This window comes from Kitasatospora sp. NPDC041988 (assembly GCF_055588525.1).
In genome coordinates this window covers 63041-82302 of the sequence record NZ_JBVJCO010000027.1, presented here as the reverse complement: position 1 = coordinate 82302, position 19262 = coordinate 63041, and the positions used below count along the sequence as shown (strand labels likewise).

The following is a 19262-nucleotide window of genomic DNA, read 5'->3' as shown; positions in this document are numbered from 1 at the left end:
TCCGCCCGGTTGTGTGTGGGACCCCTGCTGACCGCCACCCGTACGGCAGACTGGGGCAGGACGCCACCGGTGCTCCCATTGCCCCCGAAAGAGGCCTCATGCCCCAGAGTCTGCCGACCAACCCGACGCACTTCACCTCCGAGATCGACACCGGTCTCGACGTGGAGACCGACGTGACGGCCGACGTGACGTCCACCCCCGGAGCCGCGGCCGGGGCGTCCGCAGGGGCCGGGATCCTGCTGGAGCTCGTCGACGACGAGGGCGTCACGATCGGCACCGCCGAGAAGCTCTGGGCCCACCAGCAGCCGGGCCGGCTGCACCGGGCGTTCTCCGTGTTCCTCTTCGACCGGCAGGGCCGGCTGCTGCTCCAGCGCCGCGCCCTGGGCAAGTACCACTCCCCCGGTGTCTGGTCGAACACCTGCTGCGGCCACCCGTACCCCGACGAGCCGCCGTTCGTCGCCGCCGCCCGCCGCACCGCGGAGGAGCTCGGCGTCGCGCCGGCACTGCTCTGCGAGGCCGGCACCGTCCGGTACGACCTGCCCGACGAGGCCTCCGGCCTGATCGAGCGGGAGTGGAACCACCTGTTCGTCGGCCTGGTCACCGCCCCGGTGGAGCCGGACCCGGAGGAGGTGGACGACGTCGCCTTCGTCACCGCACAGGAGCTGCGGGAGTTGCAGGCCGAGCGGCCGTTCTCGGTCTGGTTCCAGACGGTCTTCGAGGCGGCACTGCCCGGCATCCGCGAGATCGCCGGCCGGGACTGGTAGCCGGGACCGCCGTGGGCGCCGGCCGGAGGGACGGGCGGGGGCCGGCGGTCGGCCGCCTCCTCGCCCCCGGCGTTACTCCATGTCCTTGCGCGGGATGGGCAGCGAGGCCCAGATGACCTTGCCGCCCTCCCCCGTCCGCTCCACGTCGCAGACCCCGCCGGCCTGCAGCGTCACGCTCTTCACCAGCAACAGCCCGCGCCCGCCGAGCCGCCCGGTGTCCGTCTCCAGTGCCTTCGGCCGGTACGGGTCGCCGTCCTCGACCGACACCCGCACCCAGCCGCCGCGGACCGTCAGCTCGGTGGTCACCTCCGGGGACAGCTCGGCGGCGTGCGTCACGGCATTGCTCACCAGCTCCGAGACGATCAGCAGTACGTCGTCCACCAGCTCCTGGTAGCGCACCCCCGCCATGCCCTGGGCGAGCAGCCGGTCCCGCACCGCGTGCCTGGTCCGGGGCACCGAGGCCTCCGCGGCCGGCACCGCGAACCGCCACACCCCCTCGGCCGGCCCGGCCGCCACCCGTCTCGGCTCGGCCTCTGCCGCCCCGCTGATCTGCTCCAGCTCCACGTCCAGCCGCCCTTCGTCCGCGACCCCGGGAATCAGGCGTTCCGCTCATGGCGCCCTTGGTCCACAGAGGCTAGGAGAGCCGCCCCCGGGTCCGTGGCACCGTCGACAACTTGACCGTGTCGGATCACCCGCGACCGGTTCCGACCGTCAGTCGGTCGCAACCCGACCGCTTCTCGCCCCTGAACCACCGATTCGCTCACCTTCGCGATCCGTCCCTGCCAGCCCGGCGATCCCCGCCGGGGAAACGCAGGTGAGAAGCACTCCGGAAGCCTGGTAATGTTCTCTCTGTCGCCAAGGGGGCGAGAGAAAAGCCCCCGAAGCACACACCCCGTCCGGGTGGCGGAATGGCAGACGCGCTAGCTTGAGGTGCTAGTGCCCTTTATCGGGCGTGGGGGTTCAAGTCCCCCCTCGGACACCGCGATTCCCCGTGGGAACTCGAAAGAGTTCCCACGGGGAATTTCTCTTTTCCCGGCCCCCGGCCTTCTCGGCCTTCCCCGCCGCCTCCCCCCAGCCTTCCCCGCGGTTTTCCGTGGCGGCGTGCCGGTGGGAGTCCCTTCTCTTCTCCCACTTCTCCTCGCACCCCCTCATGGCCGCTGACCTGCGGACAGCTGGGTCCGATAGTCGGACACGAGATGGCAACGATCGAACGATCTGAGCTTTATCTGAGGCTTTAGTCCGATTTCGCACCATAGTCTGCTGTGCGTTTGTCCGGCCTCCATGAGCTGAGCCAGGACCGGACGAGGACCTGACGAGAACCCGACGAGACAGAGGACCGAGACGTTGAGCGCGCCTGAGCCGACGACGGCATCCCATCAGCACTACCGCCGCTCGCTCGGCACCATCAGCCTGACGGCCGTCGGGCTGGGCTCGATCATCGGGTCGGGCTGGCTGTTCGGTGCGGAGCGGGCGGCGCGGCTCGCCGGGCCGGCGTCCATCGTCGCCTGGGTGATCGGCGCGGCGGTGGCCCTCACCATCGCGCTGACCTACAGCGAGCTGGGCTCGATGTTCCCCAAGGCCGGCGGCATGGTGCGGTACGGGCAGTACTCGCACGGCTCGCTGGCCGGCTACCTGGCCGCCTGGGCCAACTGGATCGCGATCGTCTCGGTGATCCCGGGCGAGGCGACCGCCTCGGTGCAGTACATGAGCTCCTGGCACTTCGGCTGGGCGCAGGGCCTCTACGACGGGAAGGAACTGACCGTCAGCGGGGTCGCGCTGGCCAGCGTGCTGCTGGTCGGGTACTTCGCGCTGAACTGGTTCGCGATCACGCTGTTCGCCAAGACCAACACCGCGATCACCGTGTTCAAGGTCATCGTCCCGACGCTGACCGCGGGCTCCCTGCTGCTGGCACACTTCGACACCGCCCACTTCACCGACCACGGCGGTTTCGCCCCGAACGGCTGGAGCGCGGTGTTCACCGCCGTCGCCGTCTCCGGCATCGTCTGGGCGTTCAACGGGTTCCAGTCCCCGCTCAACCTGGCGGGCGAGGCGCGCAACCCCGGCAAGTCGCTGCCCAAGGCCGTGATCGGCTCGATCCTGATCGCCCTGGTGATCTACGTCGCGCTGCAGGTCGCCTTCCTCGGCGCCGTCCCGGCCGCCGACCTGTCGAACGGCTGGAGCGGCCTCGGCTACACCTCCCCGCTGGCCGACCTGTCGATCGCCTGGGGCCTGAACTGGCTCGCCCTGCTGCTGTACGCGGACGCCTTCGTCTCCCCCAGCGGCACCGGCATGATCTACGCCGCCACCACCTCGCGCATGATCCACGGCGTGCAGGAGAACGGCCACCTGCCGAAGCTGTTCGGCCGGGTGGACCAGAAGACCGGCATCCCGCGGCCGGCCCTGCTGCTCAACCTGCTGATCGCCTTCCTCTTCCTCGCCGTCTTCCGCGGCTGGGGCTCGCTCGCCGAGATCGTCTCGGTGGCCACCGTGATCTCGTACATCACCGGCCCCGTCGCGGTGATGGCGCTGCGCCGCCTCGCCCCCGAGCTGCCCCGCCCCGTCCGGCTGCGTGCGATGCCGGTGATCGCCCCCGTCGCCATGGTCTTCGGCTCCCTGGTGCTCTACTGGGCCCGCTGGCCGCTGACCGGCAAGGTCATCCTGCTGATGGCCGCCGGCCTGCCGATCTGGGCCTGGTACGAGCTGCGCAAGCCGTGGGCCGAGCTGAAGCCGCACCTGCGGGCCGGCGCCTGGATGATCGCCTACCTCTTCGTGATGGCCTCCGTCTCCTGGGCCGGCTCCACCGACTTCGGCGGCCAGGGCTACCTGCCGGAGGGCTGGGACCTGCTGGTCGTCGCCGCGATCGGCCTCGCCTTCTACTACTGGGGCGTCGCCAGCGCCTGGGCCAACCCCTCCCTCGCCGCCGTCAAGCGCGAGCTGGCCGCCGAGGGCGACGGCACCGCCACCATCCCGCACCAGGGTGGCGAGCCCTCGCGGGTCTGAGGCACCTGACACCTGTCACGCAGAGCGCCGGTCGAGTTCTCTCGGCCGGCGCTTTGCCGTGGCGGCGGGTGTGCGGGGGGGTGGAGTGGCACCGGGCTCGGTGCTCCGGGGCGGGGGCGGTCAGGCCTGGACGGGGGCGGTCAGGCTCCGGGGCGGGGGCGGTCAGGCCGGGGTGCGGGCCGGGCGGGTGAGGCGGACGGCGAGGCCGAGGTGGAGGAGGGCGAGGAGGGTGCCGCCGACGGCCATGCCCGGGTTGTGGGCGGAGACGCCGATGGCCGCGTCGGCCACCTGGACCGCGCCCGAGACCAGGAGCAGCGGGGCGAGGCCGCGGCCGGTCCGGCTGATCAGCAACTGGTGCAGGAGGGCGGCGCCGAGCGGGAGGGCGCGGGCGGCGTACGCCTGGACGTAGAGCTCGGCGAGGGGGCCGGCCGGGCCGGTGGAGCCGGGCAGGGCCAGCTCCGGGGAGAGCAGGCCGACGATGCTGGACGCCATCGAGAGCGCGGCGCCGGCCGCGTTGGCGATCACCAGAGCGCGCATGCCCCGACCGGTGGGCGTGGTGACGATGGCGGGGGCGGAGAGGGGGGTGAGGACGGAGCGGCGCAGCATTAGATCAGACCTCAAATCGTTCGAGCTGTGAATTGTTTCTGCATGCTAGCGTTCCTCGCGTGAACGATGTCAACCCCTCACCGCTGACGGCATCCCTGGTCTTCCGGCTCGGCACGCTCGGCAGCGTCGTCACGGCGCGGTTCACCGAGGCACTGGCCGAGCTCGGGCTCAAGCCGAAGCACGTCGGTCTGATGGTGGCGCTGGACTCCGGCGCACCGCCGTCCCAGCTGGAGCTGTCCCGGATCATGGCGGTCGCGCCCAGCCTGGTGGTCTCGCTGGCCGACCACCTGGAGCAGATCGGCGCCGTGGACCGCGTCCGCGACCCGGCGGACCGGCGCCGTCAGGTGCTCGCGCTGACGGACGCCGGCCGGGCCCTGCTCGGTGACTGCACCGCGCTCGCGCACCGGCTGGACGCGGAGCTCACCGCCTCGCTGGGCGGGTCCGAGCGGGAGGCGCTGCGGCGCACGCTCGGCGTGCTGGGCGCGGAGGCGGGGCTGCCGACGCGCGACTGAGGGCGGCCGGCCCCTCGATGTCCTCGCCGGAACGCAGGCCGGCTCTGCGCCGAGAACCCGCGCCGGAACACCTCGCGGGTACTCGCCGCAAGAACGCCGAAAGCCGCGCGGCCTCTCGGGCCACGCGGCTTTCGGTACGGGTGGGGACGGGGGCGTCAGCCCCGGCGGGCGCGGCGGATGGCGGAGGTGACCACCGGCGGGAGGAGGTCCCCCGCGACGCGCTTGGCCACATTGGCCGGCCGACGGCGCTCGGCGGCGCGGGCCCGGCGGACGGCCAGGTCCTCGGCAGCCTCCTCCTGGGCGCGCAACGCCTCATGGCGGGCTTCCTCGGCCTCGCGGCGGGCGGCCTCGACGGCGAGCCGGTCGTAGTGCCGGGAGGGGCGGAACGGTTCGATGCCGTCGGAGGTGCCGTTGAGCCGCAGCACCTGCTGCCCGTTCAGGGTCTCGACGCTGAGGTGACAGCCCTCGGCCAGGCCGATCCGGTCCAGCAGATCCCGCTGGGCGGGCTCGGGGTCGCCCCAGGTGCCATAGAACTTGCACTCGGTGAGCACGATCGGCTTGAGGCCGTGGTTGAACACCGCCTCCCAGGTGGCGGCGGCGACACCGGGGGTGTGCGCGGAGCGGTAGTCGTCCAGTACCACCACGCCCTGCGGCTGGAGCGCCGCCCGGGCCACCTGGAGGTCCCCCACCACGTGCTCGTACAGGTGCGAGGCGTCGATGTGGATGAAACGGAAGGCACCGGCCGGGATGCGGCCGCCGGCCAGGCTGGAGGTGGGCGCCTGGATGATCTCCGGCAGCGACTTGTGGAACGAGAGGTAGTTGGACTCGAACGCGGACCGGGTCAACGTCTTGCGATAGGACATGGTCATCTCGGCGGCGTTCTCGTCGTCCGGGGCGTCCGAGTCGAACAGGTCGCACACCGTGAACGTCTCGGCCGGCTGCAGGTGGCCGCCTATCACGATCGCGCTGCGCCCCAGGTAGGCGCCCATCTCCAGGAGGTCCCCGGTGACCCCCGCCTTCTCCTGGCGAGCCAGGAACCACTCGAACAGGTGGCGGTCGTGGTCCCAGAACCAGCCGGGGACGTCATCGAGCACAGCAGGCTCGGCGGGCCGGTGCTGCTCGGTGCTCAACGCGGCGTCGCTCACGAGGTTGCTCCTTACACGCTACGGACGACCATTGGGGGCGTTCCCCGGGCACGGATACGCGGGGCGGAAGGTGGAAGCCTCCCCCCATCATCCGGAGCAGCCGTCGACCCGGCACGGCGAGAACCCGCTCGGATTTCCTGTCGACGCTGGTACCGCGCGCCCGATTGGGCTGCAATCTACCTCCCACCGGGCAGAGTTGAGGAGAGTTTGCACGGAAATCGCTCGCCGACGATCACCGGTAAGACCCGTGGCGGGCAGGCGACTCGGACGCCGGCGGAGGGGGCCCCGGATGTCGGCTCGGATGTCGGCCCAGACGGCGGGGGCATCGGCCCGGACGCCGGCGGGGGCATCGGCCCGGATGTCGGCGGGGGCATCGGCCCGGATGTCGGCGGGGAAGGGACCGGGGCAACCGGTTCGTCCATTCTTCCGCCGGCACCCCCGGCCTGTCACCATCCGCCGGAATGATCTTCGTCTTGCCGGCCACGCCTAGCGTGATGGCGGGTGGCCCCCGATCCGGGGCCAGGACGAACGGAGCGTTTCGCGATGACGACGACACCCGCACACCACCGCGCCCTGGCGGAGGAGCTGCTCGGGATGATGGCCGAGGACCAGGGCGCCGCCCATCTCGCCAACAGCCCGGACCTCGCGGAGCAGGCGGCCTGGCGGCGGCTGACCGCCCGGCACGGGGACCGCCTGCACGCGATCATGACCGAGCACGGCTGGCCGTCCGAACCGCTGGTCGGTGCCGACGCCGCCCGCGCCGCCTGGCTGGTCGCGCAGCACGCGGACCGCCAACTCGACGTGCAGCGGTGGGCGGTGGCGCTGATGACGACAGCAGTGGCGGACGGCGCGGCGAGTGCACGAGACCTCGCCTTCCTGGCCGACCGGCTGGCCGTCAACGAGGGGCGCGAGCAGCGGTACGGCACCCAGATCGGCGCGGTGGCCGACGGCCGGCCGGTGCCGTGGCCGTGCGAGGACCCTGCACGGCTGGACGAGCGGCGGGCAGAGGCCGGGATCGAGCCGTTCGACGAGTACACCGCCCGGTTCACGCCACGCTGAACGGCGGGAGCCCCGGCCGGCCGGACGCCGGCCAGGTCGACCTCAACGGCGGCCGCTTCAACCCGGTCGCCCCGTTCAGCGGTGACAAGAACTCCGGCCTCGGCCGCGAGCCGGGCCGGCACGGCCTGGAGGCGTTCCTGCAGTACAAGTCGCTGCGGTACTGACCCTGTTGGGGGGTGCGCGCGGCAAGTCGCGCACCCCCCGGGCGTGTTACGCCAGGTCGACGCCCGGGTAGAGCGGGAAGCCGGCGAGGAGGTCGGCGGCGCGCTTGGCGACGCCCTCGCTGAGGGCGGCGTCCAGGGCGTACTGGGCCTTGGAGGGGGCGCCGGTGGAGGTGGTGGCGGGGGTGGTGCCGCGCAGGACGGTGTCGATCAGGGCGGCGACCTCGTCCATCTCGGCGATGCCGAGGCCGCGGGTGGTGAGCGCGGGGGTGCCGAGGCGGACGCCGGAGGTGTACCAGGCGCCGTTCGGGTCCTGCGGGACGGAGTTGCGGTTGGTGACGATGCCGGAGTCCAGCAGCGCGGCCTCGGCCTGGCGGCCGGTCAGGCCGTAGCCGGAGACGTCGGCGAGGACGAGGTGGTTGTCGGTGCCGCCGGTGACCAGCTTGCCGCCGCGGCGCAGCAGCCCCTCGGCGAGGGCCTGCGCGTTGTCGACGACCTGGCGGGCGTAGACCTGGAACTCGGGGCGGCGGGCCTCGGCGAACGCGACCGCCTTGGCGGCCATCACGTGCGGGAGCGGGCCGCCGAGCACCAGCGGACAGCCGCGGTCGACGTGCTCGGCCAGCTCGGAGGTGCAGAGCACCATGCCGCCGCGCGGGCCGCGCAGGGACTTGTGGGTGGTGGTGGTGACGATGTCGGCGTGCGGCACCGGGTCGTAGTCGCCGGTCAGCACCTTGCCCGCGACCAGGCCGGCGAAGTGCGCCATGTCGACCATCAGGGTCGCGCCGACCTCGTCCGCGATCTCCCGCATCCTGCGGAAGTCGACCAGCCGCGGGTACGCTGAGTAGCCGGCCACCAGGATCAGCGGGCGGAACTCCTTGGCGGTGGCGCGCAGCCCGTCGTAGTCGATCAGGCCGGTGGCCGGGTCGGTGCCGTAGCTGCGCTGCTCGAACATCTTGCCGGAGATGTTGGGCCGGAAGCCGTGGGTGAGGTGGCCGCCGGTGTCCAGGGACATGCCGAGCATCCGCTGGTTGCCGAGCTCCTGGCGCAGCTCGGCCCAGTCCTGCTCGGTGAGGTCGTTGACGTTGCGGACGCCGGCGCGCTCCAGTGCCGGGCTCTCGACCCGCTGGGAGAGGACGGCCCAGAAGGCGGTCAGGTTGGCGTCGATGCCGGAATGCGGCTGGACGTAGGCGTGGTCGGCGCCGAAGAGTGCGCGGGCGTGCTCGGCGGCGATGGTCTCGACGGTGTCGACGTTGCGGCAGCCGGCGTAGAAGCGGCGGCCGGCGGTGCCCTCGGCGTACTTGTCGCTGAGCCAGTTGCCCATGGCGAGCAGGACGGCCGGGGAGGCGTAGTTCTCGCTGGCGATCAGCTTGAGCGAGGCCCGCTGGTCCTCGATCTCCTGGCCGATGGCGGCGGCGATCCGCGGCTCGACCTCGCGGACGGTGTCCAGCGCGCTGCGGAAGGCGGTGTTGGCGGTGGCGCTGGCGGTGGTGTGGGGGTGCGGGTGCTGGGCCAAGGCGGTCTCCTCGTGACGAGTTCGGACGGCCCAGGCGCTCGGCAACTGTGACGTGAGGTTTCACGGAGCCGCTTCCCGATGGTTGATTCCATCCCTGCGCGCCAGTCGCGGCTCACCCGGATCTTATCAACACCGGGCGGACTGTGGCGGAGATCTCAGAATGCGGGACGGGCCATAGCTTTTGACCTGCTATGCCCGTTCTCCTGCAACGGCTGTATTGCGGCGGAATGAAGCCGTCACATTCCCCGAAACATTGCACCGGAGTGCGGGTCGGAATGATTTGCGGAAGTCCGGTGGTGTCCGATCTGATGGCGCTCGGCCGGCCGCCGGGAAACCCCCGAAGGCCGGTCCGGAAATGCACACCAGCGCACCCTCACCCACGGGGCGGCGGAGAATTCGGGGAGTACGCCTCTCATGGCAGTGGTCGAGACAGTCACAGAGACGGCCGGGGCGGCACGCCCGGCCGCGCCCGCCCCGCAGAGCCTCCTCCGCCGGATCCGCCGCGACCGGGTCGGCGCCGCCGCGCTCGCCGTCGTCCTGCTCTTCCTCCTGCTCGCACTCGCCGCACCGCTGATCGCCGCCCTGTACGGCAGGACCCCGGTCGAGCACTACGGCCAGAACACGCCCGGTCTGCTCAGCGACGGTGGACTGCCGATCGCGCCGAACGGCGGGATCTCCGGCGACTTCTGGTTCGGCCTGGAGCCCGGGCTCGGCCGGGACGTCCTCACCCAGCTGCTCTACGGCATCCGCACCTCGCTGCTGATCGCCTTCGCCGCCGCGGCCGTCACCACCACCCTCGGGGTGCTGGCCGGCGTCGCGGTGGGCTACCTCGGCGGGATCACCGACCGGCTCTTCGGCTTCCTCTGCAACGTCCTGCTGGCCTTCCCGACGCTGCTCCTGCTGCTCGCGCTCAGCCCGGTCATCCAGTCCCGGCTGGTCGATCCGGGCAGTGCCGAACCGGAGTGGATGCAGTTCCTGGTACTGATCCTGGTGTTCTCCGCGTTCGGCTGGATTCCGCTCGCGCTTTCCCTCAGGGCCTCCGTCCGGTCACTTCGGGAAAGGGATTTCGTGCAGTCCGCCCGAGCCCTGGGTGCGAGCGGATTCCATATCGTCTTCCGCGAACTCCTGCCGAATGTCCGGGCGCAGCTGTTGGTGCACGCCACGATGGCGGTGCCGACGTTCGTCGCCACCGAGGCGGTGCTCTCGTTCCTCGGCGTCGGCATCAACGAACCGGTCCCGGACTGGGGCCGGATGATCGCCCGCGGCTCCGAGGTCTTCCAGGCCGACCCGACCTACATGTTCTTCCCGGGCGTGGCGCTGCTGCTGTTCGTGCTCGCCTTCAACCTGCTCGGCGACGCCGTTCGGGACGCACTGGACCCGCGCGCCGGCCGCTGAATCCTTCTCTTCCCCTTTTGCCTGCTCCACCCTTTCGCCTGCTCATCCCTTCCACCTGACCGCCCCCACCTGCCGGGGCACACCTAGCCGCCCCACACCCCGGGGCAAGGAGAGATTTCGCCATGCGCTGGATCAAACCGTCCCTCGCCGTCGTCGTCACCGCGGTGCTGGCGACCTCCTGCTCGGCCGGCGCGGGCTCCAGCTCCGGCACCGGCAGCAGCGCCGCCGCCAAGGACGCCTCGCCGCTGACCGCCGCGCTCGGCACCGAGAAGGAGAGCGCGGGACCTGCCCCCGCCGTTCCTGGCGCCCGCCCAGGCGGCACGGTCAACGTCTACAACACCACCGAGTTCCGCCACCTCGACCCGCAGAAGGTCTACGCGGGCGCCGCCTACAACACCTCGCTGCTCTGGGGCCGCCAGCTGACCCAGTACCAGGTCGTCGACGGCAAGGCCCGGCTGGTCGGCGACCTCGCCACCGACACCGGCAGCTCCGCCGACGGCGGGCGCACCTGGACGTACCGGCTGAAGGAGGGCGTGGCCTGGGAGGACGGCCAGCCGATCACCTCCCAGCAGGTCAAGTACGGCATCGAGCGCACCTTCGGCAAGGGCTACGAGGTCGGCCCGCCGTACTGGCCGCAGTGGCTCACCGGCGAGGCCAGCTACGACGACGCGCGCAAGAAGTACGGCGGCCCGCAGGACGGCGACCTCGCCGCGATCGAGACGCCGGACGAGCGCACCGTCGTCTTCCACTTCCCGCAGCCGCAGGCCGACGTGCCGTACATGGCCGCGCAGTCCTCCTCCTCTCCGGTGCGCAAGGACAAGGACACCGGGACGGAGTACGACCGGCTGCCGTTCGCCAGCGGCCCGTACCGGATCGTCGAGCACGTCCAGAACACCCGGATGGTGCTGGAGCGCAACCCGCACTGGAAGCCGGAGACCGACCCGATCCGCAACCAGTACCCGGAGAAGTTCGTCTTCACCTACGGCAAGGAGGCGCTCAACATCAACCAGGAGATCCTCTCCGGCCGGGACGGCGGCGCCGACGCCACCACGGTGGCCACGCAGCTCTCCCCCGAGCTCTACCAGACCGTCGACACCGACCCCAAGGCCAAGGAGCTGGTGGTCTCCGGCCGGCAGGGCGCCTTCGTCACCCAGCTGGTGATCAACAACGAGCGGGTGCCGGACGTCGAGGTCCGCAAGGCGCTCCACCTCGCCTACCCGCGCCAGCAGGCCCGCCAGGTCCAGGGCGGCACCCGGGCCGGCGAACTGGCCACCACGCTCAGCTCGCCCGCACTGGTCGACTGGCAGAAGTACGACCTGTACCCGGTCAAGCCGGAGGGCGACCCGGAGGCCGCCAAGGCCGTCCTCGCCAAGGCCAGGCAGGCGCCCTCCTCGCTCACCTACGCGTACGCCAACACGCCCGTCGGGCAGCGCGTGGCGCAGGTGCTGGTCGACGGCTTCGCCAAGGCCGGCATCACCATCGTGCCCAAGCCGATCGACCCCAAGGCGCTGCTGGACGAGGCGCACCGCGCCGACTCCCCGTACGACCTGTTCGAGGAGACCAGCTCGGTCGACTGGCCGACCCCGTCCACGCTGATCCCGTTCTCCTTCGACGGCCGCGCCAACAGCGACCTCAACTCCGCCCGCTACCACAACGGCGAGGTGGACAAGGAGATCGACCGGATCAACCAGATCGGCGAGCCGCGCGCCAAGGCCAAGGAGCTGTACGCGCTGGAGCAGACCGTGATGAAGGACGTGCCGGTGCTGCCCTTCGCCTACCCGAACATGAACCAGCTGCGCGGCAGCAACGTCGGCGGCACGTTCATCCACCCGATCTACGGGTCGGTGAGCCTGGCCTGGCTGTACCTGAAGTCCTGACGCCGTGACGTCTGACGTCCTGACGCTTTGACGTCGTGACGTCGTGACGCCGTGACGCCCCCTTCGGCTCCCGCCCGTCCTGCGGGCGGGGGCCGCCCCGACGCCCCCTGATTCGGACCGGCCATGCTCTCCTTCGCCCTGCGGCGGACCATCCAGGCCCTCGCCGTCCTGGTCGCGGTCTCCGCCGCCGCCTTCGCCCTCTTCTACGCCGCCCCCGCCGACCCGGCCCGCGCCGCCTGCGGCCCGCGCTGCGACTCCGGCCAGGTCGCGTCGGTCCGCCAGAGCATGGGCCTGGACCAGCCGCTGCTCACCCAGTACACCGACTACCTCGCCGGGGTGGTCGCCGGGCGGGACATCAAGGACGTGGACGGTTCGGCCATCCACTGCGACGCGCCCTGCCTCGGCTACTCGTACCGGCTGCACCAGCCCGTCACCGAGGCGCTGGTCGACCATCTGCCGGTCACCTTCTCGCTGACGGCCGGCGCGCTCGCCGTCCTGGTGCTGCTCGGCCTCGGCACCGGTTTCGTCTCCGCGCTGCGCCACGGGACCAGGACGGACCGGCTGCTCTCCGGCTTCACCCTGGTCGGCGCCAGCGTGCAGATCTACTTCCTCGGGTACGTCGCGCAGTGGGCACTGGTCTACAGCACCGGCCTGTTGCCACTGCCCTCCTACACCCCGCCGACCAAGGACCTGGCCGCCTGGGCGGGCGGGATGCTGCTGCCCTGGCTCGTCCTCGGATTCGTCAACTCGGCTGTCTTCGCCAGGCTTTCGCGCTCCCAGTTGCTGGAGACGATGAACGAGGAGTACGTCCGCACCGCGCGCGGCAAGGGCCTCGGCCGGCTGCGCGCCCACCTGAAGTACACCTCGCGCGGCGCCGCCGGGCCGCTGGTGCAGCTGCTCGGCCTGGAGGCCGGCGCACTGCTCGGCGGCGCGGTGATCACCGAGACGGTGTTCGGGCTGAACGGCGTCGGCACGTTCGCCGCCGACGCCGTCGCCGGGCAGGACCTGCCGGCCGTGGTGGGCGCCGTGCTGCTGGCCGCCTGCTTCGTGGTGCTCCTCGTCGCGCTGGCCGACCTGGCGGTGGCCTGGCTCGACCCGCGCATCCGCCTCAGCTGACCTGCCCCTCCGCCGTTCTGGAGCTCCCCATGACCGCCTCCGCCTCCGCCCCGTCCATCGCGTCCGCCACGTCCGCCGCGTCCGCCGATCCGGTGCTGAGCGTCCGCGACCTGTCGGTGACCTTCGCCGACCCGCGTGGCGGCGCGCCCGTGCACGCCGTCCGCGGCCTCTCCTTCGACCTCGCCCGTGGGGAGGTCCTCGGCCTGGTGGGCGAGTCCGGTTCCGGCAAGTCGGCGACCGGCCTGGCCGTGCTCGGCCTGCACGACCCGCGCACCACCACCGTCACCGGCTCGATCCGGCTGGCGGGGACGGCAACCGGGTCGGGGACGGAATCGGAATCGGGATCGGGGACGGGTGACACGGGGGCAGGCGGCACGGAGCCCCGTGGGCAGGAGCTGGTCGGCGCGGCCGAGTCCGTGCTGCGCGAGGTGCGCGGCGGCCGGGTCGCCCTGGTCTTCCAGGACGCGCTCACCTCGCTCAGCCCGTTCCACGGTGTCGGCGCCCAGCTGGCCGAGATGTACCGCCTGCACCACCCCGGCGCCGGCCGTGCCGTGGCCCGGCAGCGGGCGGCCGCGATGTTGGACCGGGTCGGCATCCCGACCGCCCGGGCCCGCGACTACCCGCACCAGTTCTCCGGCGGCATGCGCCAGCGGGTGATGATCGCGATGGCCCTGATGAACGACCCCGACGTGCTGATCGCCGACGAGCCCACCACCGCGCTCGACGCCCGCGTCCAGCGGCAGGTGCTCGACCTGCTCGGCGAGTTGCAGCGCGAGCACGGCACCGCCGTCCTGCTGGTCAGCCACGACCTGGGCGTGGTCGCGGGGACGACCGACCGGACCCTGGTCCTGCGCGGCGGGGAGGAGGTGGAGTCGGCACCGACGGCCTCTTTGCTGGCCGCGCCGCAACAGCCGTACACCCGGGCCCTGGTGGGCGCGGCGCTCACCAGGGAGACCGTACCGGGCACACCGCTGCCGACAGTTGACGATCCGTCACCATTGCCAGCCTTCGCCTTCGGGGAGCGGACGGCTCCTGCGGCCGGCCGGTGGCTGGTCGAGGTCGAGGACCTCGCCGTCCACTTCCCCGGACGGCGGCGGCTCCCCGGCCGGCGAGCCGAACCCGTCCGGGCGGTCGAGGGCGTGAGCCTGCGGATCGCCCCCGGCGAGACGCTGGGCCTGGTCGGCGAGTCCGGCTCCGGCAAGTCCACCACCTCCCGGGTGCTGGCCGGCCTCCAGCCCGCCACCGCGGGCCGGATCCGCTACGACGGCGTCGACGCCACCGCCCCCGACCGGGCGCTCCGGCAGCGGCTCAGCCGCGAGGTCCAGCTCGTCTTCCAGGACCCGTACGCCTCGCTCAACCCGCGCCGCACCGTCGCCCAGACGCTCGACACGCCGCTGCGGCTGCATACCGCGCTCTCCGCGGCCGAACGGCGCGAGCGGTCCGCCGAGCTGCTGGAACAGGTCGGCCTGCCCGCCGCCCACCTGGACCGCTACCCGCACGAGTTCTCCGGCGGCCAGCGCCAGCGGATCGGCATCGCCCGGGCGCTCGCCCCCGAACCGCGGCTGATCATCGCCGACGAGCCGGTCTCCGCGCTCGACGTCTCCGTCCAGGCCCAGGTGCTCAACCTGCTGATGGAGCTGCGCGAACGGCTCGGCGTCGCCTTCCTGTTCGTCTCGCACGACCTCGCCGTGGTGCGGCACTTCTGCGACCGGGTCGCCGTGATGCACCGCGGGCGGCTGGTCGAGTCCACCGGCCGGGACCAGTTGTTCACCGCCCCGCACACCGACTACACCAGGGAACTGCTGGCAGCCGCGCACTGAGGGTGGGACGGTCGGGGTAGGAGCTCCGTGATCGAAGCCCTCCGACCCCGACCGGAAAGCCCCACCGACCATGCCTGACGTGGATACGCCCGACCAGCCCGCCGTCGACCAGCAGCTCGTCGACGCCGCCACCGATGTCGTCCGCCGCTTCGGCCGGGGCGACAACCACACCGTCGCAGCCGCCGCCCGCAACGCCGACGGCCGGATCGTCACCGCCCTCAACGCCTACCACTTCACCGGCGGCCCCTGCGCCGAGACGGCCCTGATCGGCGCGGCCGCCGCCCAGGGCGCCTACGACCTCACCACCGTCGTGGCCGTCGCCGACCGGGGCCGCGGCGTCATCCCGCCCTGCGGCCGCTGCCGGCAGATGCTGCTCGACTACTTCCCCGCCATCGGCGTCATCGTCGGCACCGGCGACCGGACCCGCACCGTCCCCGTCCTCGACCTCCTCCCCGAGGCCTACGCCTGGTCCGACCACCAGGACGAGTAGCTGTCCCGCCCCGCCCCGCCCCGCCCCGCCGGGAGGATCGTGGCCACATGAGCGGCACTTCCCCGGTCCGGCGCCGGGCGAGGTCACGGATGCGCGCCGAGATGCCGCCACCGCACCGGGTCGGTAGCACCGGCGCCGGCGCGGTCGGAGGGCTTGGCGGGCGGGAGTGCGCGGTGGTCGGTGCAGTCCAGTACGAGCGCCTGGTCGGCCCCGCGCTGGAACTCGTAGTCGACCTGCTGCAGCCGGCTCGGGATGCCGTAGCCGGCCAGCTCGTGCCGGATCCGGTCGAGTGCGGCGTACCGCCTGTCACTGGTGTGCAGGACCACCGGGAACAGCCGCACCTGCCAGCGGGCTACCCGCACCAGCTCGATCAGCGAGTCCAGGTGGAACTCCTCGTCGAGCTGGGCGCCGTAGGAGAACAGCAGGTGGGAGCTGAGGACGAGGTCGAAGGACCGGTCGGCGAAGGGCAGGCGGGGCAGGGAGGCCGCGAGGTAGCGGCCCGGGCGCGCGGCGGCGTCCACGGCGAACGTACGCGCGGCCTCGGTGCGCAGTCGGGTGTAGCTCCCGACGTCCTCGAACCACGTCCACACGAAGCTCGACGCGTTCTCCACGAGGAACGCGTGCTTGTGTTCGATCTCCTTCAGTGCCAACGCACCCAGTCGCTCCCTGCCGTGGGCGTACTGGGGGTCGACGGCGACGGCGTCCGTACCGCGGGCGCCGGCCCCCGCCACGAAGCTCGCGGCCCCGCCCGGGCAGTCCAGGACCCGCAGGGAGAGGTCATGGTCCGACAGTGCGAACATCGCCCGGTACTCGTCGAAGGATCGGGCACTGACGAGCACGTGCTCAGCCCCTTCCGATGAACGGCATCGTCGTCGGCAGGACGGTGAGGAACTGCACGTTGGTGTCCAACGGCATCGACGCCATCAACAGCAGTGCCTCGGTGAAGCGTTGCACGGGAATCGTCGCCTCGACCGCCATCGTCCCGTCGGCCTGCATCGCGGGAGGCTGCGGGCTTCCGTCGACCGGGGCCACGTTCCCGACGTCGATCTGGCCGCAGGCGATGCCGTACTGCCGGCCGTCCAGTGCCAGCGCCCGGGTCAGTCCGAGCACGGCGTGCTTGGCCGTGGTGTAGGCGATGGAGTTCGGCCGCGGCGAATGCGCCGACGGGGCACCGTTGTTGATGATGCGCCCACCTGCCGGCGACTGCGCCCGCATGGTGCGGAAGGCCTCCTGGGCGCAGAGGAAGGTACCGGTGACCGTGGTGTCCATCACCCTGGTCCAGTCCTCGAACGGCACGTCCGCGATCGGCCTGCGCGCCGTGGCCGCGCCCGCGTTGTTGAACAGCAGGTCGACCCGGCCGAAGCGTTCGCGGACGCTCCGGAAGAGGGCCTCGACCTGTTCGGGGTCCCTGATGTCGGTCGGGACGGCGGCGGTCCGCCGCCGGTCGAGTCCCGCCAGGGCGACGGTCTCCTCCAGCGCGTCCTTGCGCCGGCCGGCCACCACGACCGACCAGCCGGCGTCGAGCAGGGCGAGCGCACCGGCCCTGCCGAGTCCGCTGCCACCGCCGGTGACGATGGCGATCCTGCCGTTTCCCGCTGCGTCGGCGCTCACAGTACCTCCGTGTTCATCCAGACCCTGAGCATCCGGCGGTGCTTCGGGCCGGGCTCGTCGATGTAGGGGGAACGTCCGTGCAGCACCCGGCTGTTGCGGATGATCAGCAGGTCGCCGGCGGCCATGGACAGGCCGAAGGCGATCTCCGGCCGGTAGAGGACCTCGTCGAGGACGGCGAGGGCCTCCCACTGGCGTGCGCTCAGGGGCGGGCCGCCCCGTTCGGGAGACGTCCGCACGGTGCGGGTCTGGTAGTAGCAGCCCGCGGTGCCGTCGGGTTGGGTGAAGAGGATCGGGGAGACGACGACCTGCTCGCCGGCCCGGCCGGTCCGGTCGAAGGTCCAGTCTTCCTCCAGCGTGGCGAGGACGTCCGGCCGTTCCCGCCGGATGAGGTCTCGGACGTGACGGGCGCTGGCCAGCTTGGTCAACCCGCCTCCCCGCACGGCCGGTTGCAGGCAGAGCAGGACCAGCAGGTCACAGGTGTCGCAGTGGAAGCCGAGTTCGGTCGCACCGTCGCCGTCCCGGTCGCGGAGCACCTGGGTCAGGTCGCCCCGGGCGTTCTGGGCGACGATCTCCCCGAACTCCCCCAGCACGAACGACAGGCCCGCCACGACGGCGTCCTCCGCCGCGGACGGATCGATCAGGTTGCGGACGTGCGCGAAGCCCACCGACCGGATGCTGTCGCGGACGAAGGTGCCGAGCACCTCGCGCACCTCCTCCGCCCGGCCCCACTGCCCGGCCTCCGAGTCGGCCCGGAGGAGCCGCCGGTCGCCGTCGGTGAGCGGGAGCGACCAGTGCTTACGTCGGGATTCCAGGTCGGCGCTGCTCCAGCCGATCTCGGTCACCGTGCCATCGGACATGTCGTGCACGACTCCTTCTCGTATGTCCCGGGGTTCTCAGGCGGTCGCCGCGGCCACGGCCTTCGACCACAGTGCCACCGCCTCGTCGATCTGCCCGGCGGTGACGACCAGCGCCGGAATCATCCGTACGACGTTCAGGTGCACCCCGCAGGTCAACAGCAGGAGGCCGAGCTCGGTGGCCTCCTGCTGGGCGCGCTTCGCGGCGGCCGGGTCGGGCGAACCGTCGGGGTGACAGAACTCGTTGCCCAGCATGAGCCCCAGCCCGCGCACGTCGGCGATGGCCGGGGCCGCGGCCGCGACCGTGCGCAGCCCCTCGGCCAGCCGGCTGCCCTGTTCGGCGGCGTTCTCGACGAGGCGCTCGTCACGGATGACGTCGAGCGTCGCGAGCGCGGCAGCGCACGCCACGGCGTTGCCGCCGTACGTCCCGCCCTGCGAGCCCGGCCAGGCCTTTCGCATCAGCGCGGTCGGCGCGGCGATCGCGGAGAGCGGGAAGCCGCTGGCCAGCCCCTTGGCGGTGACCAGGACGTCCGGCACGACGCCGTCGTCGTGCTGGTGGGCCCAGAACATGCCGGTCCGGCCGAACCCGCTCTGCACCTCGTCGAACACCAGCAGGATCCCGTGGCGGTCCGCCCGCTCCCGCAGGCCGGCCAGGAAGCCGGGCGGGGCCGGAACGTAGCCGCCTTCGCCGAGGACCGGTTCGACGAACATCGCGGCGGTCTCGTCGGGAGCGCTGACGGTGGCGAGCACGTGGTCGAGGCCGCGCAGGGCGTGCTCCACGGCCGCCTCCCCGGTCATCCCGAGCCGGAACGCGGAGGGGAACGGCGCCACCGCGACGCCGGGCATCAGCGGGCCGATCCCGGCGCGGAACCGGCTGCCCGCGGTGGTGAGCGCCGCCGCTCCCATCGTGCGCCCGTGGAAGGAGCCGTCGAACACGATGACGTTCGGCCGGCCGGTGGCGTGCCGGGCCAACCGCAGGGCGGCCTCCACCGCCTCGCTGCCGGAGGCGACGTAGAACAGCGCGTCCAACCCGTCGGGCAGCACCTCGCCGAGCCGTTCGGTGAGGGTGAGCAGGGGCTCGTGCAGCACGGTCGTGTACTGCCCGTGGATCAGTTGGCCGGCCTGCCGCCGCACGGCCTCGACCACCCGCGGGTGGCAGTGTCCCGTGCTGGTCACCCCCACGCCGGAGGTGAAGTCCAGGTAGCGCCGGCCGTCGGTGTCGAAGAGGTGGACCCCTTCGCCCCGGGCCGCGACGACGGGCGTGGCTTGTTTGAGCACCGGAGAAAGCTGGGACATCGGACCTACCTCGGTTCGGTGGTACGCGGTGACAGGACTGCGG

The 19262-nt window shown here is 72.2% G+C and carries 18 protein-coding genes, 1 tRNA gene and 1 riboswitch; of the genes, 11 read left to right on the top strand and 8 right to left on the bottom strand.

All coding sequences use genetic code 11. The features are described from left to right. Window positions 1-98 precede the first annotated feature (98 nt). Window positions 99-764: an isopentenyl-diphosphate Delta-isomerase gene (idi, locus tag ACZ6NC_RS25585; RefSeq protein ID WP_465736097.1), complete on the top strand. Its 666-nt coding sequence runs from the start codon at window positions 99-101 to the stop codon at window positions 762-764. Window positions 765-836: 72 nt separating this feature from the next. Here the strand turns inward: idi and ACZ6NC_RS25580 are convergent, their stop codons facing one another. Then, entirely contained in the window at window positions 837-1328 is a 492-nt protein-coding gene (locus tag ACZ6NC_RS25580) for an ATP-binding protein (protein WP_465736096.1), read from the bottom strand. A 330-nt stretch (window positions 1329-1658) separates the two neighbouring features. Between ACZ6NC_RS25580 and ACZ6NC_RS25575 the strand changes: the two genes are divergently transcribed. After that, window positions 1659-1743: transfer RNA gene (locus tag ACZ6NC_RS25575), tRNA-Leu, on the top strand. A 365-nt stretch (window positions 1744-2108) separates the two neighbouring features. Further along, window positions 2109-3764 carry an APC family permease gene (locus tag ACZ6NC_RS25570; protein WP_465736095.1) on the top strand — a complete coding sequence of 552 codons (1656 nt, stop codon included), beginning with the start codon at window positions 2109-2111 and terminating at the stop codon, window positions 3762-3764. A gap of 162 nt (window positions 3765-3926) precedes the next feature. On the opposite strand, the gene ACZ6NC_RS25565 is transcribed toward ACZ6NC_RS25570, so the two are convergent. Then, window positions 3927-4370, bottom strand: coding sequence for a hypothetical protein (locus ACZ6NC_RS25565; RefSeq protein ID WP_465736094.1), 444 nt, complete (start codon window positions 4368-4370; stop codon window positions 3927-3929). A gap of 59 nt (window positions 4371-4429) precedes the next feature. Here ACZ6NC_RS25565 and ACZ6NC_RS25560 point away from each other — a divergent pair, with 59 nt between their 5' ends. Beyond that, window positions 4430-4882: a MarR family winged helix-turn-helix transcriptional regulator gene (locus ACZ6NC_RS25560; protein ID WP_465736093.1), complete on the top strand. Its 453-nt coding sequence runs from the start codon at window positions 4430-4432 to the stop codon at window positions 4880-4882. Between the two features lie 155 nt (window positions 4883-5037). On the opposite strand, the gene ACZ6NC_RS25555 is transcribed toward ACZ6NC_RS25560, so the two are convergent. After that, the gene (locus tag ACZ6NC_RS25555) at window positions 5038-6027 is read right to left on the bottom strand and encodes a class I SAM-dependent methyltransferase (protein WP_465545088.1); all 990 of its coding nucleotides are present in this window, start codon (window positions 6025-6027) and stop codon (window positions 5038-5040) included. A 543-nt stretch (window positions 6028-6570) separates the two neighbouring features. On the opposite strand from ACZ6NC_RS25555, the gene ACZ6NC_RS25550 reads away from it, so the two are divergent. Together ACZ6NC_RS25550 and ACZ6NC_RS25545 are read left to right on the top strand one after the other, a co-directional pair. Beyond that, on the top strand, window positions 6571-7086 hold the full coding sequence (locus ACZ6NC_RS25550) for a DUF6624 domain-containing protein (protein WP_465736092.1): 516 nt from the start codon (window positions 6571-6573) through the stop codon (window positions 7084-7086). Then, entirely contained in the window at window positions 6990-7250 is a 261-nt protein-coding gene (locus tag ACZ6NC_RS25545) for an aldehyde dehydrogenase family protein (protein WP_465736091.1), read from the top strand. Before ACZ6NC_RS25550 ends, ACZ6NC_RS25545 begins: the two co-directional genes overlap by 97 nt. Window positions 7251-7296: 46 nt before the next feature. Here the strand turns inward: ACZ6NC_RS25545 and ACZ6NC_RS25540 are convergent, their stop codons facing one another. Then, window positions 7297-8760 carry a glycine hydroxymethyltransferase gene (locus ACZ6NC_RS25540; protein ID WP_465736090.1) on the bottom strand — a complete coding sequence of 488 codons (1464 nt, stop codon included), beginning with the start codon at window positions 8758-8760 and terminating at the stop codon, window positions 7297-7299. 21 nt (window positions 8761-8781) lie between these two features. Then, window positions 8782-8879: riboswitch (ZMP/ZTP riboswitch) on the bottom strand. A 295-nt stretch (window positions 8880-9174) separates the two neighbouring features. Here ACZ6NC_RS25540 and ACZ6NC_RS25535 point away from each other — a divergent pair. From ACZ6NC_RS25535 to ACZ6NC_RS25515, 5 genes are all read left to right on the top strand, one after another. Then, entirely contained in the window at window positions 9175-10155 is a 981-nt protein-coding gene (locus ACZ6NC_RS25535; protein ID WP_465736089.1) for an ABC transporter permease, read from the top strand. Between the two features lie 122 nt (window positions 10156-10277). Then, a complete protein-coding gene (locus tag ACZ6NC_RS25530; RefSeq protein ID WP_465736088.1) occupies window positions 10278-12032 on the top strand; it encodes an ABC transporter substrate-binding protein in 1755 nt (584 codons plus the stop codon). 123 nt (window positions 12033-12155) lie between these two features. Continuing rightward, window positions 12156-13148 (top strand): ABC transporter permease, encoded by a 993-nt coding sequence (locus ACZ6NC_RS25525; protein ID WP_465736087.1) that lies wholly within the window; start codon window positions 12156-12158, stop codon window positions 13146-13148. Between the two features lie 29 nt (window positions 13149-13177). Further along, complete coding sequence (locus tag ACZ6NC_RS25520) at window positions 13178-14968, top strand: dipeptide ABC transporter ATP-binding protein (protein ID WP_465736086.1); 1791 nt, start codon at window positions 13178-13180, stop codon at window positions 14966-14968. 70 nt (window positions 14969-15038) lie between these two features. Continuing rightward, entirely contained in the window at window positions 15039-15458 is a 420-nt protein-coding gene (locus ACZ6NC_RS25515) for a cytidine deaminase family protein (protein ID WP_465736085.1), read from the top strand. An 83-nt stretch (window positions 15459-15541) separates the two neighbouring features. Here ACZ6NC_RS25515 and ACZ6NC_RS25510 read toward each other — a convergent pair whose 3' ends face one another. The 4 genes from ACZ6NC_RS25510 to ACZ6NC_RS25495 are packed head-to-tail and all read right to left on the bottom strand — an operon-like array spanning window position 15542 to window position 19219. Further along, entirely contained in the window at window positions 15542-16297 is a 756-nt protein-coding gene (locus ACZ6NC_RS25510) for a hypothetical protein (protein WP_465736084.1), read from the bottom strand. A gap of 4 nt (window positions 16298-16301) precedes the next feature. Then, window positions 16302-17069: an SDR family oxidoreductase gene (locus ACZ6NC_RS25505; RefSeq protein WP_465736083.1), complete on the bottom strand. Its 768-nt coding sequence runs from the start codon at window positions 17067-17069 to the stop codon at window positions 16302-16304. Next, a complete protein-coding gene (locus ACZ6NC_RS25500; protein WP_465736082.1) occupies window positions 17066-17926 on the bottom strand; it encodes a TauD/TfdA family dioxygenase in 861 nt (286 codons plus the stop codon). The genes ACZ6NC_RS25505 and ACZ6NC_RS25500 overlap by 4 nt, the downstream gene beginning before the upstream one ends. 36 nt (window positions 17927-17962) lie before the next feature. Continuing rightward, entirely contained in the window at window positions 17963-19219 is a 1257-nt protein-coding gene (locus tag ACZ6NC_RS25495) for an aspartate aminotransferase family protein (protein ID WP_465736081.1), read from the bottom strand. Window positions 19220-19262: the final 43 nt, after the last annotated feature.